Origin of the sequence: Amycolatopsis acididurans (genome assembly GCF_012328925.1) — a bacterium.
Lineage (GTDB): Bacteria > Actinomycetota > Actinomycetes > Mycobacteriales > Pseudonocardiaceae > Amycolatopsis_E > Amycolatopsis_E acididurans.
In genome coordinates, this window is sequence record NZ_JAAXLS010000002.1 from 137,775 (window position 1) to 160,119 (window position 22,345).

At 71.2% G+C, this 22,345-nt stretch carries 26 protein-coding genes; 12 read left to right on the forward strand and 14 right to left on the reverse strand.

The window, feature by feature from the left end; genetic code table 11:
- Positions 1–37: 37 nt before the first annotated feature.
- The 5 genes from HFP15_RS04020 to HFP15_RS04040 all read right to left on the reverse strand — a co-directional run bounded on the left by HFP15_RS04020 (position 38) and on the right by HFP15_RS04040 (position 4,602).
- On the reverse strand, positions 38–658 hold the full coding sequence (locus HFP15_RS04020; protein ID WP_168511553.1) for a GTP-binding protein: 621 nt from the start codon (positions 656–658) through the stop codon (positions 38–40).
- Positions 639–1,010 (reverse strand): DUF742 domain-containing protein, encoded by a 372-nt coding sequence (locus HFP15_RS04025; RefSeq protein WP_168511555.1) that lies wholly within the window; start codon positions 1,008–1,010, stop codon positions 639–641. Before HFP15_RS04025 ends, HFP15_RS04020 begins: the two co-directional genes overlap by 20 nt.
- The gene (locus tag HFP15_RS04030; protein ID WP_168512452.1) at positions 1,007–1,414 is read right to left on the reverse strand and encodes a roadblock/LC7 domain-containing protein; all 408 of its coding nucleotides are present in this window, start codon (positions 1,412–1,414) and stop codon (positions 1,007–1,009) included. Before HFP15_RS04030 ends, HFP15_RS04025 begins: the two co-directional genes overlap by 4 nt.
- Positions 1,414–3,801 carry a sensor histidine kinase gene (locus tag HFP15_RS04035; RefSeq protein ID WP_376768844.1) on the reverse strand — a complete coding sequence of 796 codons (2,388 nt, stop codon included), beginning with the start codon at positions 3,799–3,801 and terminating at the stop codon, positions 1,414–1,416. Before HFP15_RS04035 ends, HFP15_RS04030 begins: the two co-directional genes overlap by 1 nt.
- Before the next feature lie 387 nt (positions 3,802–4,188).
- A complete protein-coding gene (locus HFP15_RS04040) occupies positions 4,189–4,602 on the reverse strand; it encodes a pyridoxamine 5'-phosphate oxidase family protein (RefSeq protein ID WP_168511559.1) in 414 nt (137 codons plus the stop codon).
- 135 nt (positions 4,603–4,737) lie between these two features.
- On the opposite strand from HFP15_RS04040, the gene HFP15_RS04045 reads away from it, so the two are divergent.
- The gene (locus HFP15_RS04045; protein ID WP_168511561.1) at positions 4,738–5,631 is read left to right on the forward strand and encodes a universal stress protein; all 894 of its coding nucleotides are present in this window, start codon (positions 4,738–4,740) and stop codon (positions 5,629–5,631) included.
- A gap of 4 nt (positions 5,632–5,635) precedes the next feature.
- Here the strand turns inward: HFP15_RS04045 and HFP15_RS04050 are convergent, their stop codons facing one another.
- Positions 5,636–6,046, reverse strand: coding sequence for a CBS domain-containing protein (locus tag HFP15_RS04050; protein WP_168511563.1), 411 nt, complete (start codon positions 6,044–6,046; stop codon positions 5,636–5,638).
- A 53-nt stretch (positions 6,047–6,099) separates the two neighbouring features.
- On the opposite strand from HFP15_RS04050, the gene HFP15_RS04055 reads away from it, so the two are divergent.
- Positions 6,100–7,002, forward strand: a complete 903-nt coding sequence (locus HFP15_RS04055) for a universal stress protein (RefSeq protein WP_312871455.1) — start codon at positions 6,100–6,102, stop codon at positions 7,000–7,002.
- On the opposite strand, the gene HFP15_RS04060 is transcribed toward HFP15_RS04055, so the two are convergent.
- Positions 6,948–7,331, reverse strand: coding sequence for a hypothetical protein (locus HFP15_RS04060; protein WP_168511565.1), 384 nt, complete (start codon positions 7,329–7,331; stop codon positions 6,948–6,950). The genes HFP15_RS04055 and HFP15_RS04060 overlap by 55 nt on opposite strands.
- A 132-nt stretch (positions 7,332–7,463) precedes the next feature.
- Between HFP15_RS04060 and HFP15_RS04065 the strand changes: the two genes are divergently transcribed.
- From HFP15_RS04065 to HFP15_RS04075, 3 genes are all read left to right on the forward strand, one after another.
- A complete protein-coding gene (locus tag HFP15_RS04065; protein ID WP_168511567.1) occupies positions 7,464–7,940 on the forward strand; it encodes a universal stress protein in 477 nt (158 codons plus the stop codon).
- Positions 7,937–8,707 carry a universal stress protein gene (locus tag HFP15_RS04070; protein WP_168511569.1) on the forward strand — a complete coding sequence of 257 codons (771 nt, stop codon included), beginning with the start codon at positions 7,937–7,939 and terminating at the stop codon, positions 8,705–8,707. The genes HFP15_RS04065 and HFP15_RS04070 overlap by 4 nt, the downstream gene beginning before the upstream one ends.
- A gap of 125 nt (positions 8,708–8,832) precedes the next feature.
- A complete protein-coding gene (locus HFP15_RS04075) occupies positions 8,833–10,890 on the forward strand; it encodes a cation-translocating P-type ATPase (protein WP_168511571.1) in 2,058 nt (685 codons plus the stop codon).
- Here the strand turns inward: HFP15_RS04075 and HFP15_RS04080 are convergent.
- The 4 genes from HFP15_RS04080 to HFP15_RS04095 all read right to left on the reverse strand — a co-directional run bounded on the left by HFP15_RS04080 (position 10,826) and on the right by HFP15_RS04095 (position 13,171).
- Positions 10,826–11,443 (reverse strand): thiamine pyrophosphate-dependent enzyme, encoded by a 618-nt coding sequence (locus HFP15_RS04080; RefSeq protein ID WP_168511573.1) that lies wholly within the window; start codon positions 11,441–11,443, stop codon positions 10,826–10,828. The two genes, HFP15_RS04075 and HFP15_RS04080, sit on opposite strands and share 65 nt — an antisense overlap.
- A gap of 30 nt (positions 11,444–11,473) precedes the next feature.
- Entirely contained in the window at positions 11,474–11,839 is a 366-nt protein-coding gene (locus HFP15_RS04085) for a dsRBD fold-containing protein (protein ID WP_246271376.1), read from the reverse strand.
- Between the two features lie 69 nt (positions 11,840–11,908).
- Positions 11,909–12,511 carry an AMIN-like domain-containing (lipo)protein gene (locus tag HFP15_RS04090; RefSeq protein ID WP_168511575.1) on the reverse strand — a complete coding sequence of 201 codons (603 nt, stop codon included), beginning with the start codon at positions 12,509–12,511 and terminating at the stop codon, positions 11,909–11,911.
- A gap of 99 nt (positions 12,512–12,610) precedes the next feature.
- Positions 12,611–13,171 carry a DinB family protein gene (locus HFP15_RS04095; protein WP_168511577.1) on the reverse strand — a complete coding sequence of 187 codons (561 nt, stop codon included), beginning with the start codon at positions 13,169–13,171 and terminating at the stop codon, positions 12,611–12,613.
- A gap of 196 nt (positions 13,172–13,367) precedes the next feature.
- On the opposite strand from HFP15_RS04095, the gene HFP15_RS04100 reads away from it, so the two are divergent.
- Entirely contained in the window at positions 13,368–13,955 is a 588-nt protein-coding gene (locus HFP15_RS04100) for an Rv1733c family protein (RefSeq protein ID WP_168511579.1), read from the forward strand.
- A gap of 9 nt (positions 13,956–13,964) precedes the next feature.
- Positions 13,965–14,798 (forward strand): universal stress protein, encoded by an 834-nt coding sequence (locus HFP15_RS04105; RefSeq protein ID WP_168511581.1) that lies wholly within the window; start codon positions 13,965–13,967, stop codon positions 14,796–14,798.
- Between the two features lie 3 nt (positions 14,799–14,801).
- On the opposite strand, the gene HFP15_RS04110 is transcribed toward HFP15_RS04105, so the two are convergent.
- Positions 14,802–15,458 (reverse strand): response regulator, encoded by a 657-nt coding sequence (locus tag HFP15_RS04110; RefSeq protein ID WP_168511583.1) that lies wholly within the window; start codon positions 15,456–15,458, stop codon positions 14,802–14,804.
- Between the two features lie 132 nt (positions 15,459–15,590).
- On the opposite strand from HFP15_RS04110, the gene ppk2 reads away from it, so the two are divergent.
- Positions 15,591–16,385, forward strand: a complete 795-nt coding sequence (gene ppk2, locus HFP15_RS04115) for a polyphosphate kinase 2 (protein ID WP_168511585.1) — start codon at positions 15,591–15,593, stop codon at positions 16,383–16,385.
- Positions 16,386–16,406: 21 nt separating this feature from the next.
- On the opposite strand, the gene HFP15_RS04120 is transcribed toward ppk2, so the two are convergent.
- Positions 16,407–17,201 carry a pentapeptide repeat-containing protein gene (locus HFP15_RS04120; RefSeq protein WP_168511587.1) on the reverse strand — a complete coding sequence of 265 codons (795 nt, stop codon included), beginning with the start codon at positions 17,199–17,201 and terminating at the stop codon, positions 16,407–16,409.
- A 121-nt stretch (positions 17,202–17,322) separates the two neighbouring features.
- On the opposite strand from HFP15_RS04120, the gene HFP15_RS04125 reads away from it, so the two are divergent.
- Positions 17,323–17,751, forward strand: coding sequence for a pyridoxamine 5'-phosphate oxidase family protein (locus tag HFP15_RS04125; RefSeq protein WP_168511589.1), 429 nt, complete (start codon positions 17,323–17,325; stop codon positions 17,749–17,751).
- Between the two features lie 8 nt (positions 17,752–17,759).
- On the opposite strand, the gene HFP15_RS04130 is transcribed toward HFP15_RS04125, so the two are convergent.
- A complete protein-coding gene (locus tag HFP15_RS04130) occupies positions 17,760–19,481 on the reverse strand; it encodes a sensor histidine kinase (RefSeq protein ID WP_168511591.1) in 1,722 nt (573 codons plus the stop codon).
- A gap of 127 nt (positions 19,482–19,608) precedes the next feature.
- On the opposite strand from HFP15_RS04130, the gene HFP15_RS04135 reads away from it, so the two are divergent.
- From HFP15_RS04135 to HFP15_RS04145, 3 genes are read left to right on the forward strand one after another with little or no spacing between them, the layout of a single operon-like run.
- The gene (locus HFP15_RS04135; protein WP_168511593.1) at positions 19,609–20,610 is read left to right on the forward strand and encodes an Acg family FMN-binding oxidoreductase; all 1,002 of its coding nucleotides are present in this window, start codon (positions 19,609–19,611) and stop codon (positions 20,608–20,610) included.
- Positions 20,607–21,542, forward strand: coding sequence for an Acg family FMN-binding oxidoreductase (locus HFP15_RS04140; protein WP_168511595.1), 936 nt, complete (start codon positions 20,607–20,609; stop codon positions 21,540–21,542). Before HFP15_RS04135 ends, HFP15_RS04140 begins: the two co-directional genes overlap by 4 nt.
- Positions 21,539–22,339: a universal stress protein gene (locus tag HFP15_RS04145; protein ID WP_168511597.1), complete on the forward strand. Its 801-nt coding sequence runs from the start codon at positions 21,539–21,541 to the stop codon at positions 22,337–22,339. Before HFP15_RS04140 ends, HFP15_RS04145 begins: the two co-directional genes overlap by 4 nt.
- Positions 22,340–22,345: the final 6 nt, after the last annotated feature.

Below are 22,345 nucleotides of genomic sequence, written 5' to 3' on the forward strand. Positions count from 1 at the left end.
CTCCAACGGGTCGTACCGGGCGAACGGCACGTGGAGTCTAGTGGGTGCGGGCGAGGTCCCTGCCGGTGCGCATGACGTGCTGGATCAGGGTCATGAGGACCTGTTTGGTGGACTCCTTGTCCCGGGCGTCGCACAGCAGCACCGGCACCTGCGGGTCCACCTCCAGCGCGGAGCGCACCTCCTCGGTGCCGTAGCGGTAGGCGTGGTCGAAGCAGTTGACCCCGACGACGAAGGGCAGGCCGCGGCGTTCGAAGAAGTCCAGCGCCGGGAAACAGCTCTCCAGCCGCCGGGTGTCGGCGAGCACGACCGCGCCGAGCGCGCCGATCGCCAGTTCGTCCCACATGAACCAGAACCGGTCCTGACCCGGTGTGCCGAACAGGTACAGGATCAGCTCGGGGTTGATCGTGATGCGGCCGAAGTCGAGCGCGACCGTCGTGGTGGTCTTGTGTTCCACCCCGGTGAGGTCGTCGACCGAGGCCGACGCCGCGGTGAGTGCTTCCTCGGTGTGCAGCGGCGGGACCTCGCTGACCGAGCCGACCATGGTGGTCTTGCCCACGCCGAAACCGCCCGCGATCAGCAGTTTGAGCGTGGTCGCGGACAGGTTGCGCCGCGGTGGGCCGCCACGCTGGGCGGGGTGGTCAAAGTTTCCGGATGCCATCGAGAACCGCCTGGAGTATCCGTTCGTCTGGGGCCGCGGTCACGGGTTGCGAGCTGCGGAAGATGACGTGCTGCTGTTCGATCAGATCCGACAGCAGCACCTTGACCACCGGCAGTGGCAGCTCGAGGTACGCGGCGACCTCCGCGACCGACAGCGGCTGCTGGCACAGCCGGACGACCCGCGCGTACTCGGGCGAGAGCTGCGCCGCCTGCGCACTCGAGGTCATCGCGACAACGAGCGTGAGCAGGTCGAGCCCGAACGTGTCCGTCCTGGTCCGGCCGCCGGTGACCGTATAAGGGCGGATCAGCGGCCCGGCGGCGTCGTCGAACCACGACTCGTCCCGCGCGCTCATGGCGAAGTGTGCTCAACCCTCGGTGCGGCACTCAGCGCGGCGCCGACCCGTTTGACCATCATGTTCATCGCGTAGGCGACCAGACCCATGTCGGCCTCCTCGCTGGTGAGCAGCGCGAGGCAGGCGCCCTGGCCGGCCGCGGTGACGAACAGGAACGCGTGGTCCATCTCGACCACGGTCTGCCGCACGCGGCCGCCGCCGAAGTGCCGTCCGGTGCCCTTGGCCAGGCTCTGGAACGCCGACGCGACCGCGGAGAGGTGCTCGCCGTCTTCCTCGGTGAGGTTGGTGGACCGCCCGATGAGCAACCCGTCCGCGGACAGCACCACGGCGCGGTCGGCCCCCGACACCTGCTGCAGCAGGTCGTCGAGCAACCAGTCCAGTTCGTTGACGCCCGGATTGGTCATCATCTGCGCTCCCCAAAGAAGTCGGTGGCTGCGAGGTCCTGGGCACGGGCGCGGCGCGTTCCCTGCTGGAACGCCGAAAGCCGGCTGCGGGCCTGCTCCGGGTCGTCCTCGGCGGCCGTCTCGGCCGGGTCGTTCGCGAGCGGCTCGCTGGTCATCAGTTGTGGGGCCAGGTTCTGCTGCCGGCGGCGGCGGGGCAGCGGCGGCCGGTCACCCGACATCGGGCTCGGTCCCGCCGGAGGCTGGGGCGGGCGCATGTCCTGGGGCGGCCGGGTGTCGTGCGGCCGGGTGTCCTGAGGCGGGCGCGAGCCCTGCGGGGAACGCGGCTGCGGGTGCGCCGGGCGGAACAGGTCGATCCGGGTATCCGCCTCGGGCAGCGGCGCGATGTCCGGCAGCACGCCGTTGTCGTGCAGAACCCCGTTGTGCCGCCCGGTTTCCCCGGGGGCCGGCACCGGCTGCGGCCGCCGCACCGGCAGGCTCGGATGCCCGGTGCCCGGTCCCTGCGCCGGCACCGACGGTGCGGGCGCCTCCGGCGGCTCGGTCACCTCCTCGGGCAGCGGGGTCAGCAGTTCGGACCGCACCAGCACGATCGCGCGGGTGCCGCCGTAGGCCGAGGGCCGCAGCGTCACCTTGATCCCGTGACGGGAGGCCAGCCGCGCGACCACGAACAGGCCCAGCCGCGGTTCGCTGGACAGTGCCATCACGCTGAAGTCCGGCGGGTTGCGCAACATCTCGTTGAGCTCGTCGGCCTGCTCCGGTTCGATGCCCAGCCCCTGGTCCTCGATCTCCACGACGGCACCGCGGCCGACCAGATCGCCCCACACGTCGACCCTGGACTTGGGCGGGGAGAACGAGGTCGCGTTGTCGAGCAGCTCCGCGAGCAGGTGGATGAGGTCGCCGACGACCGGGCCTGCCACGGCGATCGAGGGCATCCTGCCGACCGTGACGCGGGTGTAGTCCTCGGTCTCGCCGGTGGCGCCGCGGATGAGGTCGGCCAGCGCGACCGGGTTGCGCCACTGCCTGCCGGGACGCTCGCCGCCGAGGATGATCAGGTTCTCGGCGTTGCGGCGGGCGCGGGTGGACAGGTGGTCCAGCTTGAACAGCAGATCCAGCTGGTCGGGGTCCTCCTGCTTGCGCTCGGCCTCGTCCAGTGCCTTGAGCTGCCGGTGCACGAGCACCTGGCTGCGGTGCGCGATGTTGAGGAACACCTTGCTCGTGCCCTCGCGGGTCTTGGCCTCGTCCACGGCGGCCGCGACGGCGGTCTGCTGCGCCTTGTTGAACGCCTCGGCGACCTGGCCGATCTCGTCCTCGCCGTGGTCGAGCAGCGCCATCTCGGTCTCGAGGTCGACCTCCTCGCCGCTGCGCACCCGGCGCACCAGCTCGGGCAGCTGGGTCTCGGCCTTGTCCAGGGTGTCCTCGCGCAGCGCCGTCAGCCGCCGGATCAGCTTGCTCGACATCCGCCAGGCGAAGACCGAGACGCCGATCCCGACCAGCAGCGCGGCCACCCCGGCGATGATCGCGGTGACCAGCCGCTGGTTACCCGCGTCGATCTCGGTGTTGGTCGCGTTGGTGCTCTGCTCGATGTAGAGGTTCATCAGCTGGCCCGCGACCTGCGTGGCCGCGTTACGCCATTGCTGCTGTGCGACCGGCACCGTGTTGTGCTCGCCGTTGAGGACGGCGTTTTCGACGGTGCTCAGCGTCGCCCACGCCGGGCTGGCCTTGAGTGCCTCGTACTTCTCGCGGACCGACGGGATCATTTCCCGGATCTGGCCGTCGAAGGCCGAGTGGTAGGCGCCGATCGCGGCGACGTAGGCGTTGAACTCGTCGTTGCGCAGGCCCCCGCCGGCGAACGCGGCGGCGGCGATCGCGTCACCGCGCGCCATCGCGTCGGCCCCGGAGAACAGCGGCATCGCGGTGACCCGCAGGTAGGCCGACTCCGCGTCGGGCGAGCCCTCGGCCACGCCGTTGAGTCCCTCGGTGTACTCGTCGATCAGGCCGTTGTAGACGTTGTAGGCGTCCATCGTGGTCGCCTGGCCCGCGTCGACCCTGGTGCGGAACGCAGGCAGCTGCGCCAGCGCGGCCGCGGTCCGGTCGATGCTCGCCTTGACCCGGTCCGGCGCCTGGTCGCGCAGGCCGGCGAGGTTCTGCGCCTGCGCCGCCGCCGTCGCGTCGGTCTTCGCCCTGGCCTGGACCAATTGGCTGTGCACCGTGCCGTGCGTGGCCAGATCGGTCAGCGTCAGCTGGCGTTCGGTGCGCACGGCGGCGAAGTACTGCGTGGCGATCGGCGCCGAGTCGTGCACCTTGGTGATGAACGATCGCGCCGCGACGGCCTGGTACACCAGGTATCCGGTGAGCGCGACGCCGGAGACCAGCAGCGCGATGCTGGGCACGAAGGCGATGGTCAGTACCCGCGTCCGGATCGAAGCACGCCCGCTACCCGGTCCGATTATGTTCTTCAAGGCTCCTGAGGGCCTTCCCGCACTCGTGGTCAGATCTGAGGGCCCCCGCACCCCACCGGTACCGCGCCGGAAAAAGCCGGGTGGCCCCGCCAGCGCTTCCGCAGATTATTCATGTGCCAACTGTGAGTCAACTTCATGTTCTGGTTCATCCGAATGTGGCACTTGACACCCACAGGTGACAAATTTCCAACCATCGAGAGATCGCCACCAGACGATGGATTCACCGTGCGATCTTGGCCCCAGGCAACGAAAAACGGGCGCTCGGCGTGGCGGGCACGCTCAGTAGCCGCGCACGCGCGCGATCGCGTCGAGACGGGGTCAGCGGGGCAGGGCACCGCCCAGGGTGAGCAGGCGGCCGCTGAGCAGCTCGACGCGGATGCGCAGGAACCGCGCACGCTCGCCAGGGGCCCACGGGCGATGAGCGGGGTCGGCCAGCTCGACGAGCTCGTTGATGCCGACGATCGGTTCTGCCTTGCCGACCGCGACGACGCTCCAGCCGGTGTGCGTGACGGGATCGATCTCGTCGGCCTCGAAGGCGACGACCTCGCTGGAGAGTTTCGCGATCGCGCCCTGGCTGCTGACCCGCACGACGATGTCCCCGCCGCTGTCGAGGACGAAGTTCACCGGCCGGATCGCGGGCATCGCGTCCTCGGTGAACACCAGCCTGCCCACCGGCTTCGAGGACAGCAGCGTGACGCATTCCTCGGAGGACAGTGGCCGCAACTCGTTCATGGCGACAGTGTGCGGACCGCTCCCGCGCACCGGAGAGAGTAAGAAGTCACCGAACAGGGGGACGCCTGGCCACAGCCGGGCGCGTTCGCACTCACCTACGTTCGATGACGGCAACCAGTGTCGAAAGGAAGATCAATGAGCGACGCGACAGACGCGATCGTCGTGGGTGTGGATGGTTCGGAGCAGGCGGCGCGCGCCGTCGGCTGGGCCGCCGCCGAGGCTTCGCGGCGCAACCTGCGGCTGCACCTGGTCAGCGGACTCGACCCGCTGTTCGCCGCCTACGGCGGTGGCCTGCCCGTGCCGCAGGAGATGTACGACGCGATGGACGACTACGCGCGCGACAAGCTGTCGGAGGCGGCGGCCGCCGCGCACGCGGTCGACGCCGGGCTGGTGATCACCCAGGACCGGCAGCGGATCCCCGCGATCCCGGCGCTGCTGGACGCGGCTCGCGTCGCCCGCATGGTCGTGATCGGCGCGTCCGGGCACGGCGGTTTCACCGGGATGCTGGCGGGCTCCACCGCGATCGCGGTCGCGACACACGCCGAATGCCCGGTGGTCGTGGTCCGCACCCGGCAGGACGGTTCGGTGCCGGCCGAGGGGCCCGTCATCGCCGGTGTGGACGGCAGCGCGACCAGTGAGCGCGCGCTGGGCTCGGCGTTCGACGAGGCCGCCTGGCGTGGGGTGCCGCTGGAGGCGGTGCACGCCTGGAGCGACGCGGACTACGTGACCACGCTGCCGGTCGAGTACGCGATGATCGACCGGGAACCGCCCGGGGACGAGCAGGAGCGGGTGCTGGCCGAAAGCCTGGCCGGCTGGCAGGAGAAGTACCCCGACGTGCACGTGGACCGGGTGGTGGTCAAGGACCGGCCGCGCTCCCAGCTCATCGAGCGGACCGCGCGGGCGCAGCTGATCGTCGTCGGCAGCCGCGGCCGTGGCGGGTTCAGCGGACTGCTGCTCGGTTCCACGAGCCAGGCGCTGATCCACCACGCCGAATGCCCGGTGATGATCGTGCGGCCGGAACGCGGCTGACGCCTCAGCCGACCGGTGAGTCGTGGCGGGGCCGCTCCCACTCCGGGGCGTAGTGGGACAACAGGTCCCGCCAGCTCACCATCCCGCACAGGTGGCCGTCCTCGATGACGGGAAGGCACCGCTGATGCGACTCCACCATCGCGTTCGCCAGATCGGCGAGGTCGGCTTCGGCCGCCACGGCGAGCGCGGGTGCGCGCATCACCTGGCGCACCAGGTGCGGCCCGGAATCGGGGGGCGAACCCCACCGGGCGGCGCCGAGATGCGCCTCGGTGATGAGGCCGAGCAGGATCCCGTCGGCCGTGACGACGGGCAGTGTGGTGAATCCGCGGTCGAGCATCACCTCGGCCGTTTCGTCGATGGTGGCCTCCGGTGCGATGCCGATGACCGGGGTGCTCATGATGTCGCGTACTCGCATGCGCCCGAGCATCGACGGCCCCGTGTCGCGGTGGAAGGGCCGAAGGACACCGGGTGAGCAGCGAACGAGAGCTGGGAGGTGCGGCGATGGCCGCCGCGGTTGTGGTCGGTATCGATGGGACGCCGGCGTCGGTACGCGCGGTGCGCTGGGGCGCGCGGGAAGCCGCGCTCCGGCACGCGCCGCTGACCATCATTCACGCGTTCGGCATTCCGGACGCGTTCTACGGCGAAGCGATGCCGCCGGGAACATGGCTGCGGTCCAGGCAGCAAGCCTCGCAAGCGCTGCTCGAGGAGGCCGCCGTCGCGGCGACGAGCGCGCACCTGGGCCTGGCCGTCCGCACGGAGTCCAGTGTGGACGCTCCGATCCCCATGCTGCTCCAGCGCTCGCGCGAGGCGCGGATGCTGGTCCTCGGCTCGGCGGAGCGTGGCGTGCTCGGGGATCTGCTGTCCGGGTCGGTCATCGGCGCGCTCAGCGGGCACGTCGAATGCCCCCTGCTGGTCGTGCGCGGCGATGACTCCCAGCCCGCGGACGCACCGGTCGTGGTCGGCGTCGACGGCAGCCCCGCGAACGCGCCCGCGGTCGCGCTGGCCTTCGAGGAGGCCTCGCTGCGCGGCGTGCCGCTGGTCGCGGTGCACTCGTGGAGCGACGCCGACAGCGAGCAGGTGTTCAGCGCGGCCCGCGCCGAATTCGACTTCGAGCCGTTGCGGGACACGGAGAACCGCGTGCTCGCCGAGGCGCTGGCGGGCTGGTGCGAGCGGTACCCGGACGTCGCGGTGTCCCGGGTGCTGGCCAAGGACCGGCCGCGGCACCAGTTGCTGGAGTGGTGCGACAAGGCGGGCCTCGTCGTGGTCGGTTCCCGCGGCCGCGGCGGTTTCCGCGGGCTGCTGCTCGGCTCGACCACCTACGCGCTGGTGCACCATTCGTCCTGTCCGGTGCTGGTCGTGCCGTCGCGCTGACCTCTGGCCGCGGCGAGGCTCGCGCGGCAGGTGCGCACGATCTGCCGTGTCGCGGGGGAGTCCGGCGCCCGGCCGCAGCCGGGGCAGTGCAGCCGCACCGTGCGGTTGAGCTCGTCCACGGCCACATCGACCGGGCATTCGCAGTCGCGGCACCATCGGTAGCCGGTCACGGCGACCACGTGCACCGGTGAGGACACGCACTGGTGCAGCCAGCGACGGTGGACCCGGCACGTGACGCGTTCGAACGGGTCGAGCCCGCGTGCCTCCGCTCTGTCCTCTTCGGACAGACGAGTGGCGAGGCGGCGCACGGCCCCGCTGCTGGAGCCCATGACCAACGCTAACGCCGGCGGGGCCCGCGGCGATCGTGGGCTACTTCCGCCGTGAACCGGTGACCAAGTGCCCTTCAACCGCGCGCCGCGGTGGCCTTGGCTGGGCACCGAGGCCACGGAAGGATTCCCATGATGACCAGCAAAGGCGCGATCGTCGTCGGCGTCGACGGATCGCCCGTGAGTGCCGCCGCCCTGCGATGGGCCGTCGCCGAGGCGAAGGCCACCGGACGCGCCGTCGAAGCCGTGACGGCATGGACCTACACGCCCGCGCTCGATCCGGGCGCGCCGGAGTCGACGGTGACGGAGATCGCCGCCGCCCACCGCCGGGCGCTCGACGAGCTGATCGACTCGGTTCCGCACGACGAGGTCACGATCCGCACGCAGGTTGTCGAGGGGGACGCGCGCGAGGTCGTGCTCGCCGCCGCCAACGACGCGAGCCTGCTGGTGCTCGGCAGCCACGGGCACGGCCTGCTCATGCACGCGCTCGTCGGCTCGGTGAGCGCGCACTGCCTGCGCCACGCCACGTGCCCGGTGGTGATCGTGCCGGCGCAGGTGATCAACGAGCACGCCTCGGCCACGGCGGGCTACACGCCCGGACCCATCCTGTGACCACCGCCGGGGGCGGGGATCTCGCGAGCGTGCGGACGGGTCCGGTGGCGGTGGGCGTCGACGGGTCCGGCGAAGCGCTCGACGCGGTGCGGTGGGCCGCGACCGAGGCGGCGCGCAGGAAGCTGCCGCTGCGGATCGTGCACGCCTGCGTGGCCCCGGCCATGGGCCGTGAATGGCTGCGCGAGGCGGCCACCGTCGCCGCGATGACCGAATCCGGGCAGACGGCCGAGACGGTGTTGCGCATCGGTGACCCGGTGGAGAACATGATCGCGGAATCGGTGCGCGCCGCGATCCTCATCGTCGCGGCGCGCGGGCTCGGCTCCGGCCACGAGGTTCTGCTCGGCACGGTCGCGCGGCGGCTGACCGGCGACGCCCGCTGCCCGCTCGTCGTCGTCCGGGGCCGGTTGAGCGGTGCCGGTCCGGTACTGGTCGGGGTCGACGGGGCGGCGGAGGCCGCGCTGTCGTTCGGTTTCGACGAGGCGGACCTGCGGGCGACGACGGTCACCGCGCTGCAGACCGCCGACGAGGAGGCGCCCGGACGCGCGCTCGCGCTGGCCGAGCGGCTGCGGCAGTGGGAGCGCCGGTTTCCCGGCGTCCCGTCGGATCCGCTGGTGATCACCGGTAATCCGGGGCCGAGCCTGATGGCCTACGGCACCGAGGCCCAGCTGATCGTGATCGGCCGTCAGGCGTGGGGCCTCGGCGCCACGAGTCAGGCGCTCGTGCGCGCCGCCCCCTGCCCGGTAGCGATAGTCCGCGACGCGGGATGATGATCCACATAGGACAAGTGACGGAAAATCCCCTGCTGTAACCGGATCGCGCGTGCGGAGGCCATGGCGCATAATCGGTGCGCTGTGCGGGTAGCCAGCGTCCAGCAGCCGACCGAGGGTAAGTGGTGCGCGTAGCGAGCGGGCGAACAGCCGAAGGGGTGGCCGGTCTCGATCCGGCACCGGTGGACGAGCCGCCGGCGGCGGTGCGCACGCGTTCCTGGCAGGCGGCGTGGGCCCGCGAACCCGAGTTCGCCGCGCTGCTGGTGGCCGGTGCGCTGGCCGCCGCGTTCGGCGGCTACACCGAGGCGTACCTCATCGCGGGTATTTTCGCGGTCACCACGCTGACCTGGTACCAGCAGCACACCCGCGCCGGCCGGATCGCGAACCTGGTGCGCGCGCGAGCGAGCGTCGTCCGCGACGACGGCACGCACCGGATCCCGGTGGAGGAACTGGCGCGCGGCGACGTGGTGCGGCTCGCGGCGGGGGACCGCGTTCCCGCCGACGTCCGGATCACCGAGGCGTATCTGCTCGAAGTCGACGAGAGCGCCGGAGGAGCCCGGCCCGCCGGTCGCGGGAACATCGTGCGCCGCGGCGCGACGGTCTCCCATGGGGTGGCGCAGGCGGCGGTCACCACGAGCCCGGACGCCCCGCGGCCGGCCGAATTCGGTCTGGACACCAGTCTGGGCCGGAAACTGAACGCGTTGTGTCACCGTGTCAGCGGCGCGGCACTGGCGATCGCCGTGCTCGTGCTGGTTCTCAGCACCGTGCGGGGTGAGCCGGTGACCGACGTGGTCATCGCGGCCGTCGCGCTGACGATCGGCGCCACTCCCCGCGGCCTGCCGGGCGCCGCCTCCGTCGTGCTCACCGGCGGCGCCGTCCGGATGGTGCGCGACCACGCGATACCCCGGAATCTGTCCGCGGTCGAAAGCCTCGGCGGCACCACGGTCGTGTGTGCCGACAAGACCGGCACGTTCACCGAGAACCGGATGACGGTCACCACGATCTCCGCGGGAGGACGCACGATCGACGTCCGTGCGCTGCCCGATCTCGCCGACCCGGCGTTACGCGAATGCGCGCTGGCAGGCCTGCTGTGCAACGAATCCGAACTGTCTGCTGTGGACGGAGAGTGGGCCGTGTCGGGCGATCCCACCGAGACGGCGCTGATCCCGGTCGCCGAACTGGCCGGTCTCGATCCGCACGCGACACGGGCCGGACTGGCCAGAGTGGACCTGCTGCCCTTCGAATCGGAACGGCGCCTGATGGTCTCGGTACACCACCTCGGCTACGCCAAGGGCGCCGTCGAAGAGATCCTCGCCCGGTGCGAGCACGAACTGACCAGCGACGGCGGTCTCCGCCCGGTCGACACCGACTCGGCGTTGCGCAGGCACCGTGTGTTCGCCGACGACGGGCTGCGCGTGCTCGCGTTCGCCCGGTTCGAGACCGGTGGCGAATCGCTGACCGGCGAGGTCGATCGCGGTGGGTGGACGCTGCTGGGGCTGCAGGCGATGCGGGATCCCGTGCGGCCGGAGGCCGCCGAGGCGGTGGCGGCGTGCCGTCGGAAGGGAATCGCGGTCAAGATGATCACCGGCGACCATCCCGACACCGCCGCGTCCGTCGCGAGGACCGTTGGGCTGGATGCGGATCCGGTGGTCCTCACCGGTGCCGAACTGGATCTGCTCGACGACGACCGCCTCGATGCCCTCGTGCTGGAGACCACCGTTTTCGCGCGGATCGCTCCCGGACAGAAGCTCCGCCTGGTCCGGGCTTTGCACCGGCTCGGCGAAACGGTCGCGATGACCGGGGACGGCCTCAGCGACGTGCCCGCGCTGCGCGGCGCCGACACCGGGATCGCGCTGGGGGAGCGCGCTACCGACGCCGCCCGAGACGCCGCCGATCTGGTGCTGTGCTACGACGCTTTCGCGTCGATCGTCGCGGCCATCGGAGACGGCCGGAGCGCGCTGCACAAGCTCCGCGGGTTCCTCCTCTGGTCGCTGCCGAGCTGTCTCGGCGCCGCCTCGTTCGTGCTCGCGACCATGGTGGCCGGGGTCGCGCTGAAGATCGCTCCGCTGGTGCTGCTGTCGGTCAACCTGATCGCCACGGTGGCACTCGGCCTGACGCTCAGGACGAGGTCGCCAGTTCCGTGGCCACGGCCTGGCGCAGGTCCGCGAGATCGGCTTCGGTGAGGCCGTCCTCGGCGGTCATGCGGTCGCTGAGGACTTCGATCGGATCGAACGACAGATCCTGCGAGCGGTAGCTGAACAACTCCAGCAACCGCGGCCCGGCGCCGTAACGGATCGCCTCGGTGGCCTCGTCGACCGTGTCGGCGACGGCGAGCACGTCCATGCCGTCGATGGAGTACGCCGGCATCCCGAAGAACGTGGCGGGCAGCATGAGATCCTGATGGAACGGCCCGCACAGGTTGTGTTCGCAACAGAACAGCACCGGCAGCTGCCAGTGCACCGCGTCGTTGAACGAGTCGTACAGGTCCTCGTTGTCGATCGCACCGTCGCCGTAGACGCACACCATGATCAGCGGGCGCTGCCTGCTCGCCGACCGTGCGCCGTACTCCTGATACGTCGACACCACCGAATCCTCGGCGCCCACGCCCTGCAGCACTCCCGCGACGATGGCCTCACCGCCGGGGTCTGGGGCGGCACTGAGTTCCTCGTAGCCGCGCAACCGGATCATCTGCCGCAGCAGTCCGAAACGCCGGTTGGCTCGCGTGGTCGGCTTCATGGCTGCCTTCCGAAGTGGAGTCCCGTGCGGTTACCACGATCCTCGCGCGGGTGCCGCCGCGGCGGCAGAGCTGGAGGTAACGGGGTGGAACGGCACAAGGGCCTCTGCGGCCGCGACGTGCTGCGCCGCGGCGACCGGGAGCGGATTGTCCGCGGCCGACTCGATGTCGGTGGCGACGGCTTCCAGTAGTTCCTCGGTCAGATCACTGAAGGCACGTGCCAGCGCCAGCTCCTGTGCGACCTCCGGCAGGTGCACTCCGCGTGGCCCACCCTGAACCAGGCCAATGCCCACGAAGCTCGTCCCGCCAGGTGCGGCGAGGCGCAGTCGTGCGCGAGTCTCTCCGTCTTCGGCATGCAACTCGACGTCCATCGTCCAGGTCGCCGCTCGTCGTCCCATGTGACACTCCTTGAAGGTCTGTCGCCAGCCTCCCTGTTCGCGGGCTGTGGGCGTAGGGCCGAACGTCCTCTACTGCGATCCCCGGTGGGCGATGTCGACCACGACGCGCCTGGTGCCCCGGTCTGGATCGAGCAGGCTGAGCACGCGGAAGGGCAGCCGCTCGCGCACGCCGACGGCGATCGTGCTCGCGTCCGCGCTGGATCCGGCGAACCGCGCCGCGCGCAGGGCGTCCCAGTTCGCCACATGTGCGGGATCGATCAAATCGCCGCCGGTCGCCGCGAGCGCCTTCCCGGAGACGTCCTGTGCCGGCGCGCGCACCACCACCTGCAGCACAGCGCCGCCGGGCACCGGCACGGGCGCGCCCGAGTCCACCGCCGCGACCTGCGGCACGTACCGCACCGAGAAACCGACCAGGCTCGCCCCGCCGATGTCGAACACGATGCGGTCGTAACAGTCGTGCCGCCCGGCGCGCACGCCGGCGAGCGGGTCGGTGCTCACGCCGGTCGCGTCGATCGCGCCGGTCTCCCAATCCGCCGTGGAGCACAATGCCGGGACGGATCCCAGCGGCACCGGCGAGAGCATCTGCGGTACCGGGGACGTGACCGCGGGCTCACCGCCGGTGCACGCGGTGAGCAGCATTCCCGCTGTGGCGACGATCGCCGCGATACGCATGCTGTCCTCCTTGCCGAGGCGAGCATGCGCCGTTCGGGTCGCGTCGACGAGAGCCGGGCGCGGACAAAGCGGCGGGCGGTGCGTGGCGTGCGCCGGGCGTCAGCCCGCCCGGCGCAGGTACAGATCGCGCAGCAGCGCGATCTCCGCGCCATGGTGGATCGCCTCGCGGTTGATGTGCAGCACGAGCGCGGCCATCGGCGCGTCGGCGTACGGCCCTTCGGCGGGGCCGCACGGTTTTGCCAAACCGTCCTCGCCGAGGTCGCGCACGCCCTCGATCCAGCTCGCGTAGGCCGTGTCGAGCTGGTGCAGCGCGGTCGCGGCGTCACCCGCGTACTCGAAGCTGCCGTAGTCGACCGCGGGGCCGCCGAAATGATTGGCCACCCGCATCCCGAACACGCCGACGACGATGTGCGCGATCCGCCACGCGATGGTCGTGACCGGCGGCGGAACCGGTTCGGGGAACCCGAAATCCACGACGAACTCGCCTGCGCCCGCCGCCATCGGCGCGGTGCTCTCCTCACGGGGCCGCACGTTCCAGCAGCCCGGCGCGGGCTCCCAGAAGTACTCGTCGTCGCCCAGTCCGCTCAGGCGCGGCCGCAGCTGGTTCGTCCAGTGCCAGTCGAGTTGATCGACAAGCTGGACCGTCCACTCGATGTCCATTCCGTGCTCTCCCCGACGCGACGCGGCGTGCGCTGCGGGCATCGTAGAGCCTCCGGTCGGGGTAGCGGGAGCCCGCGATGTGGTGACAACGGGTCGCCGGGCGGGCGGGCACTTCGCTGTGGAAAGGGTGACCATCGGCCCTTCGGGTGACACCGGGCCGCGACGACAGTAGGTAGTGGCGCGGAGGAGGTGCCTGATGAACACGACTTGGCTCGGCAGACGGCTGACTTGGCTCGGCGCCTGGCGCAACCCGCTGGCGCGATCCTCGGACCGCATCGAGCTCGCGGCGGTGGCCGTCGCGCTGCTGCTGGCTTTGCTCGCCATCCCGGTGGCGCTGTCCGTGGGCTCCACGGCGCGAGCGGACGCTCTGCGCGCTGCCGCGGCCCAGCAGGCCACCAGAACACAGACGACGGCCGTTCTGCTCGTGCGGGCACCCGACGCCGCGCCGAGCGAGGTTCAGCCGGCGACCCCGGTGACGGTGAACGCGGTCTGGAGGCTGCCCGATGGCAGTGACCGGACCGGAGTGATCACCGCGGACGCCGGTACCCCCCAGGGTGCGCACGTGCCGATCTGGACAGACCCCGCGGGCAACCCCGTGCAGCCGCCGCTGACCGCGTCCAACGCGACGGGTCTCGGCGTGGCGGCCGCGGTGTTCGCGTGGGTGGGTTTCGTGGCCGCACTGGCTCTGCTGTGCTGGCTCGCCCGGTTCGCGCTCGACCGCGCACGCGCCGCGGCGTGGACGCGGGAATGGGCCGGCCTCGGCCGCGACCTCAACCGGTCCTGACCGTCCGCAATGGACAGCGACCCGCGACGGCAGCCCGGCCCGATCGTGGTCGGCGTGGACGGATCACCCTCGGCCTTGATGGCGGTCCGCTGGGCCGCGCGAGAGGCCGCGTTCACCGGATCCGGGCTACGGCTCGTGCACGTGCTGACCACATCGGCGGGACGGGCCGAATCCCTCATGCGCGCGGCGGAATCCGTGGCGCGCAGGACACACCAAGGACTCGCGATCGAGTCGGCGACCATCGGCAGCCCTGCGCGCACCACCTTGCTGCGGGAATCCCGTACCGCGGCGCTGATCGTGTTCGGGGCGAGCGGGCACGGCCCGCTGCTGGGACCCGCCGCGATCACGTTGTCGCTGCGCGGCGGCTGCCCGGTCGTCGTCGTGCGCGACGCGATACCGGAAACCGGACCGGTGGTCGTCGGGGTCAACGACTGGGCCGACTGTGCCGCGGCCGCGCGGTTCGCGTTCCAACGGGCCGCGCTCTACGGCACCGGCGTGACCGCTGTGCGCGCCTGGGCCGCACCGGCTACCCCCGACACCATGGCGATACGGAGCAAGGAACACGCGGCGCTGGCCGCCGAACTGTCCACCTTGGCCGACGAGTTCGCCGATATCCCGGTGAAACACGTCCTGGTACGCGGTCGCGCGGGCGGCGTGCTGCTCGACTACGGCGAACGGGCCAGGCTGATCGTCGTCGGACCACACGGCCGTGCCGGATTCCCCGGTGTGGCGGCGGGTTCGGCGACAGGACAGTGGGGGAGCGGCCTCGCCTGTCCGATCGCGATCGTGCCTACCGAAGCGTCGCCCGGGCCGGCGGCGGGCGCGGCGCGGACCGGGCCGTGAGCCTCACGACTCCTGGTCGCGCTGCTGCCGGTTCGTGCGCATCTTCGTGGCGAGCACCGCGGCCTGGGTGCGGCGCTCGAGTCCGAGCTTGGTCAGCAGCCGGGACACGTAGTTCTTGACTGTCTTTTCGGCCAGGTACATCCGCTCGGAGATCTGGCGGTTGGTCAGCCCCTCGCCGATGAGGTCGAGCAGGGTCCGCTCGCGCTCGCTGAGCCCGGCCAGCGGGCCCGCGTCGTCGGCGTCGGAGCGGAGCTTGGCCATGAGCGTGGCGGCCGCGCGGTTGTCCAGCAGCGACCGGCCGGAGCCGACCTCGCGCACCGCCGAGACCAGCTGCAGTCCCTGGATGTCCTTGATGACGTAGCCGCCGGCGCCGGCGAGGATGGCGTTGAGCATGGCCTCCTCGTCGGTGTAGGAGGTCAGCATCAGGACGTTGAGCTCGGGCAGCTTCGAGCGCAGGTCGCGGCACAGCTCGATGCCGTTGCCGTCGGGCAGGCGCACGTCGAGCAGGGCGATGTCGGGGCGCAGCGCGGGGATGCGGGCCAGTGCCTGTGCGGCGGTGGGAGCCTCGCCGACCACGGTCAGCTCCGGGTCGGATTCCAGCAGGTCGGCCACCCCGCGACGCACCACCTCATGGTCGTCGACGAGAAACACTTTGATCAAGGTGCTCACCTTCCGCGATGACAATTGACCCCAGGTTACGACGCCGGAGGCGGCCAGGGAACTGCGTTGGTCACCGGCGCGGGGGCCTAAGGTCCTCGAATTCCGGGTTGCGGTGGAGGACAGTGGAGGTTCATGACGAGGGAAAAACTGCGACGCGCGGTCTACCGCGAGGAGCTGTTCCGGCTGCAGACCGAACTGGTCAAGCTCCAGGAGTGGGTGCGCGCCGAGCGCAAGCGGCTGATCGTGATCTTCGAGGGCCGCGACGCCGCGGGCAAGGGCAGCACCATCAAGCGTGTCACCGAGTATCTCAACCCTCGCGTGGCGCGCATCGTCGCGCTGCCCAAGCCCACCGACCGCGAACGGGGCCAGTGGTACTTCCAGCGTTACGTCGCCCAGCTGCCCGCGGCGGGGGAGATCGTGCTGATGGACCGCAGCTGGTACAACCGGGCGGGCGTGGAATGGGTGATGGGGTTCTGCTCGGAGGAGGAGCACCGCCGGTTCCTGCACCAGTGCCCGATCTTCGAGCGGCTGCTGACCGAGGACGGGATCATGCTGCGCAAGTACTGGTTCTCGGTCAGCGACGGCGAGCAGCAGAAGCGGATGCGGGCGCGGCTGGACGATCCGGTGCGCCGGTGGAAGCTGTCGGAAGTGGACCTGGAGTCGATCACCCGGTGGGACGACTACTCGCGGGCCAAGGACGAGATGATCCTCTACACCGACATCCCCGAGGCTCCGTGGTCCATTGTGGACAGCGACGACAAGCGCCGCGCGCGCCTGAACATGATCGCGCACCTGCTGGACAGCGTGCCCTACCGCGAGGTACCCCCGCCCGCGATGCGCCTGCCGCACCGGCCACCGGCCGATGGCTACCGGCGTCCGTCGAAGAATCCCGGCAGCTACGTACCCGACCACGCCGCATCACTGTGAAGCCCCTGGTCCACTATGGACTCAAAACCAGTGACGGGGGCGTTCGAGCGCGGGTGGCAGTGTCGTGGCCGCGTCGCCGGTGGCGGCGTTGACCTGGGGCTGGGTGAGGAACAGGCTCGTGCCCAGATCGGCGCCCGCGAGGTTCGCGCCGCGCAGGTCGGCTCCGATGAGGTCGGCCAGTGACAGGTCGGCGCCCCTCAGGTCCGCACCAATGAGATAGGCGCCGCGCAGGCTCGTCTTGTGGAGATCGGCCCCCTTGAGCCTGGCACCCATGAGGTTCGCGCCACGCCTGTCCTTCCTCCGCCCGGCACCGGCACGCACCAGGTCGCTGGCCCGCAGCAGCACGGCGTTGACATGCGCGCGATGCTCGCTGACGTCCAGTGCCAGCAGTTCCTCGGCGCCGCCCCCGGTCAGTGCCCGCGTCTGGTGCAGCAGCCGCCGGGCGTCCTCGTGCACCGGCCCGGCCGCCACCAGCGACAGTGTCTCGGTGAGGTACCACAACAGTTCGTGCAACTGGCGCATCACCGCGAAGACCGCGAACATCGGCTCCGCCACACCAGGATCGTCGCGCCAGTCGCGGCCCGCGAACGTCACCTGGGTGACCTGCTGACCTGCGCCGAAACAGTCGAACACCGTGCAACCGGGAAATCCGCGCTCCCGCAATCGCGAGTGGATCGCGCAGCGGAAATCGTCCCGCAGATTCACACACGGCGTGCCCGCGTCCTTGTCCACGGCGAAATCCGCCGACCGGCCGAAGGGCAGCGCCACGCAGCACAGGCCGGAGCAACTCGCACAGTCAGCTCGCAATCCGGACATGTCCTCATAATGCCGCACCGTGCCGCCGTGATCTTGCTCGGGGACTTTGTGCTCTTTCGCGACACGATCGGCTGGACCACGATGTGTTCGTGTACGCGCGTGTGACCGCCCGGAGCGGGCTATGAATCCCCGTCGATTCGAAGAGCTGACGCGGGAGGAGTCCCTACGCCGGCTGGGCAGCGTGAGCGTCGGACGGATCGTGTTCACGCATCAGGCGCTGCCCGCGGTGCGTCCGGTGAACCATCTGGTGGACAACGGAGCGATCGTGCTGCGCACGCATCCCGGTGCCGCGTTGCTGTCCGCTGTGGACTCCGTCGTCGCCTACGAGGCGGACGCGATCTCCGAAGACGACCACATCGGCTGGAGCGTGGTCATCACCGGTGTCGCGCGACGGCTGCGGGGCGCGAGCGAGATCGAGCGCTACGAACGCCTGCTGCGGCCCTGGGTGCCGGACGAGATGGAGTACGTCATCCGCATCCATCCCGAACTGGTCACCGGGTTCTCCCTGATCGAAGACAACGAGGCCTTACCGCACGGGGCGGCGCCCTAGCACCGGCGTCACGACACCGGCGCGCACCACACGAGCCGTGTGCCGCCGTCGTCCGGCCGGTCGGTGCTGAACGTCCCGCCCGTCCGCCGAGCCCGTTCGGCCAGGTTGTGCAGACCACTGCGCGCGACAGTCGGCGGCAGGCCGACCCCGTCGTCGGTGACGTCGATGATCAGGTCGTCGGCCACCGACACGGTCACGGTGACGCTCGTGGCGCGCGCGTGCCGGACCGTGTTGCTCAGCGCCTCACGCAGCACGGCCTCGGCGTCCTCGGCAAGATCGGGCGAGATCACGCCGACCGGACCGGACACCCGCACCGTGGTCTGCAGGCCGCTTTCGGCGGTGAGCTCGGCGATGATCTCGTGCATCCGCTTCCGCAGCTGTGTGGTGCCCTCCAGCCCGCCGTGCAGGTCGAAGATCGCGGTCCGGATCTCGGCGATGATGTTCTGCACATCGTCGATCATGTCGGCCAGCCGCCGCTGGATGTCGGGAGAACGGCTGCGCAACCTCGTGCTCTGCAGCGCGAGCCCGTGCGCGAACAACCGCTGGATGACGTGGTCGTGCAGATCCCGTGCGATGCGGTCGCGGTCGGCCAGCACTTCCAGCTCGTACAGCCTGCGCTGGTCGTCGGCCAGCTGCAGCGCCAGCGCGGCCTGCTCGGCGAACGCCGACGCGAGCGGCAGCTGGTAGGAGTCGAAGGGTTCCTTGCCCGCGGTGCGCACTGCGACCAGCACACCCGAAACCGCACCGGCGGACGTGCGCAGCGGCATCAGCAGCACCGGGCCGAAACTGGCGTCCATCCCCTCGGACAGGTCGTACTCCAGGCTCGCCGCCTGCCTGGGCACCCCGTCCAGGAACGCCTGGCCGCAGCTGGATCCGTCGACCGGGATCTCCCGCCCCGACAACACCTCGGCGTTGAGCCCGGCGCACACGGTGACCACGAGCTGCCGCACGTCCTCGGCGGGCGCCTCGGGATCATCGGGCTGCGCGAGGAACGCGTAGTCGGCGCCGGCGAGCGCGAGCGCGCGCGTGGCGATCATGTGCAGCACGTCCATCGGGTCGGCGGCGGCGAGCAGCTCCGCGCGGATCTCGCTGGTGGCCTCCTGCCAGCCCTGCCGCAGTCGCGTCTCCTCGTACAGGCGCGCGTTCTCCACCGCGATACCGGCGGCCGCGGCCAGCGCCTGCACCACGACCTCGTCGTCCTCGGTGAACGGCTGGCCACCCGACTTCTCGGTGAGGTAGAGGTTTCCGAACACCCGGTTGCGCACGAGCACCGGCACGCCGAGGAAGGACCGCATCGGCGGATGGTGCGCGGGGAACCCGGTGGAGGCCGGATGCTGGGACAGATCGGTGAGCCGCAACGGTTTCGGCTGTTCGATGAGCAGACCGAGCAGCCCGTGGCCCTCCGGCAGGTTCCCGATCTCGCGGCGCTGGTCCTCGCCGATGCCCTCGTAGACGAACTCGGCCAGCCCCTCGCCGTCGGCGTTGAGCACGCCGAGCGCGCCGTAGCGGCAGTCCACCAGTTCGATGGCGGCGTGCACGATCCGGCGCAGGGTCGCGTCCAGTTCCAGGCCGCCCGCGACGGCGAGCATCGCCTCCAGCAGACCGTCCATCTGGTCGCGCGAACTCACCAGTTGCTCGACGCGGTCCTGCACCTCCCCGAGCAGCTCACGCAGTCGCAGCTGCGACAACGTGCCGCGCAACGAGGGCTGGCTACCGCCTTCTTCGGACATGCAGTCAGCTTGGCACCGCGCGGCGCGGAACGCCAGGTAGCTGAATCGTCTTTCAGAGCACAAAGGCCCACTCGTTCGGGACGCCGTCCCCTGCCTCACGCGGCACCGGTTCGCGACGGTGGAACACATGGAGCAGACGCCCACCAGCCACCCGCGGCCTGGCGATCCGGTCGCGATCGCCCTCGACGCCGCGATCCGGGCGCCCTCGCCGCACAACACGCAGCCCTGGCGGTTCGAGGTCGACACCGACCGGATCGACATCCTGCTCGACACCGACCGGGTGCTGGCGGTCGCCGACAGGGACGGCCGGGAGGCGCGGCTGTCCTGCGGTGCGGCGCTGCTGAACATGCAGCTGGCGTTGCGGGCCGCGGGCCGGGCGTCGGTGGTGTGGCTGCTGCCCGACCGGGACCGCCCCGAACACATGGGCACCCTGCTGGTCAAGGGCCCGGCCCGGCCGACCCCCGAGGACAAGGCGCTGGCCAGGGCGATCATGGTCCGGCGCAGCAACCGGCGCCCGTTCACCGACCGTGCGGTGCCCGGCTGGCTCCGCACCACGCTCGTGCACGCGGCCAGGATCGAGGGTGCCGACCTGACGCCGCTCGAGCGGCCTGCCGAACTCGACATGGTCGCGGCCCTGCTGCGCCGCGCCGAGCACATGCAGAGCGAGGACCCGGAGTTCGTGGCGGAGCTGAAGAAGTGGACCGCCAACGGGCAACGGCGTGACGACGGCGTGCCTGCCTCGGCAGGCGGTCCGCGCCCGGTGCCCGGCAGCCTGCTGGCGCCGCGCCAGTACCCGTCGGGTACGCGCGAGGAACGGCCGTACGAACGGGTTCCGTTCGTGGCGGTGCTCAGTTCGTTCACCGACACCGCGCTCGCGCAGGTGCGCACCGGGCAGGCGATGCAGCGCGTGCTGCTCACCGGCACCGCCTCCGGCATCAGTGCCTCGTTCCTCTCGCAGCCGGTGGAGATCGACGCGACCCGCAGGGCCCTGACCCGGTTGCTCGGCGGCCGCGGTCACCCGCAGGCCGTACTCCGGTTCGGCTACGGCTTCACCGCGCCCGCCACGCCGCGCCGCGCCCCCGAAAAGATCACGCGCCCACGGGCCCGGACCGAGGAGTTTTCGTCATGACGTGGTCAGCGACCGAGGCCGGGGTGCTGGCATGCGCCGTCGACCGGTCTCCCTCAGTGCACAACACTCAGCCGTGGAGCCTGGAAACCGGCGAAGCCATGGCCGAACTCTACGAACGGCGTGACATCGTGTTGCCGCGGCACGATCCGCTCGGCCGCGACCGCACCCTGTCCTGCGGCGCCGCGCTCGCCAATCTGGAGCTGGCGCTGCGCGCGATGGGATGGGCGACCACCACGACGCTGTTCCCCGATCCCGCTCAACCCGAACTGCTCGCGCGCGTGCTCGCCGACGGCCCGCACGAGGCCGACGCCGAAGAGGTGGACCTGTACTCCGCGATCTTCCGGCGCCGCAGCTACCGTGCTCCGTTCAGCCTGCACCAGCTCTCCTCACAGGCTGTGCGCACCCTCGCCGACGCCGCGACCGCCGGGACCGAGGCCCGCCCCATCGACGGCGCCACCGAGGCGGCTGCGCTGGCCGAACTGCTGCTCTACTCGGCCGAGGTGCTGCGCGACGACCGGGCCTACCAGCGCGAGCTGATCGCGTGGACGGCCCAGTTCCCCGAACCGTTGCGGGCTCCCTCGACGTTGCCCTGGGCGGGGCTGGTGCGCGCCGACACCCGCCTGCCCGACGCGATCACCCTCACCGAGCGGCTGCTCGCCGAGCGGCTGCTGGTCGTGCTCACGCCGGACGACAGCAAGCGCGACCACGTGCTCGCCGGCGAGGCGATGCAGCGGATCTGGCTCACCGGGATCCGCGCGGGTCTCGTCGCGTCGGTGCTGACCCAGCCGCTGCACCTGCCGGAGACGCGTTCGGGCCTGATCGACAAGCTGTCGCTGCCCGGCTACCCGCAGGTGATCATCCGGTTCGGCTACCCGGTCACCGCGACCCCGATTCCCGTCGCATCGGCCATCGCGAGCGGGGGACGGCCATGATCGTCGCCGGCGTCGATGGTTCGGATTCGGCACTGGACGCGGTGCGCTGGGCCGCGCGGGAAGCGGCCCGCCGGGACGCGCCGCTGATGCTGCTGCACGCCTGCTACGTGCCGGTACCCGCGCCCTACACGCCGATCCGGCTGCCCCGCTCCTACGGTGACGCGCTGCTCGACCAGGGCCGGGATTGGCTCGATCAGGCGCGGACCGCCGCACGGGAGGTGGCGGACGTGCCGGTTCGCACCGCCCTGCGCGCGGGACAGGCCATCGACCAGCTCGTGCGCGCCTCGGCCGGCGCCGAACTGGTCGTCCTCGGTTCGCGCGGGCTCGGCGGTTTGACCGGTCTGCTGCTCGGTTCGGTCGCGGTCGGGCTCGCCGCGCACGGTCACTGCCCGGTGGTCGTGGTCCGCGGTGAGCCGCCGGAGGACGGGCCGGTCGTGGTCGGCGTCGACGGGTCCGCGCTGTCCGACGACGCGGTCGAGTTCGCCTTCGAGGCCGCGCTCAGCAGGCACGTGCCGCTGGTCGCGGTGCACGCGCACGGCGATGCCGGCGGCGACTCACGGTTGCTGGCCGAGCAGCTGGCCCCGTGGCAGGGGAAGTATCCCGATATCGAGGTCCGGCAGGAGGTCTCGGCGCAGTCGCCGCCGGAGGCGTTGCGCGACGCGGCCGAAGGCGCGCAGCTGCTGGTCGTCGGCTCACGTGGCCGCGGTGGCCTGGCGGGTGCCGGGCTCGGCTCGACCAGCCAGCGGCTGCTGCATCACGCCACCTGCCCTATCGCGGTGGTGCGGCCCAGGCCGTAGTGGTCA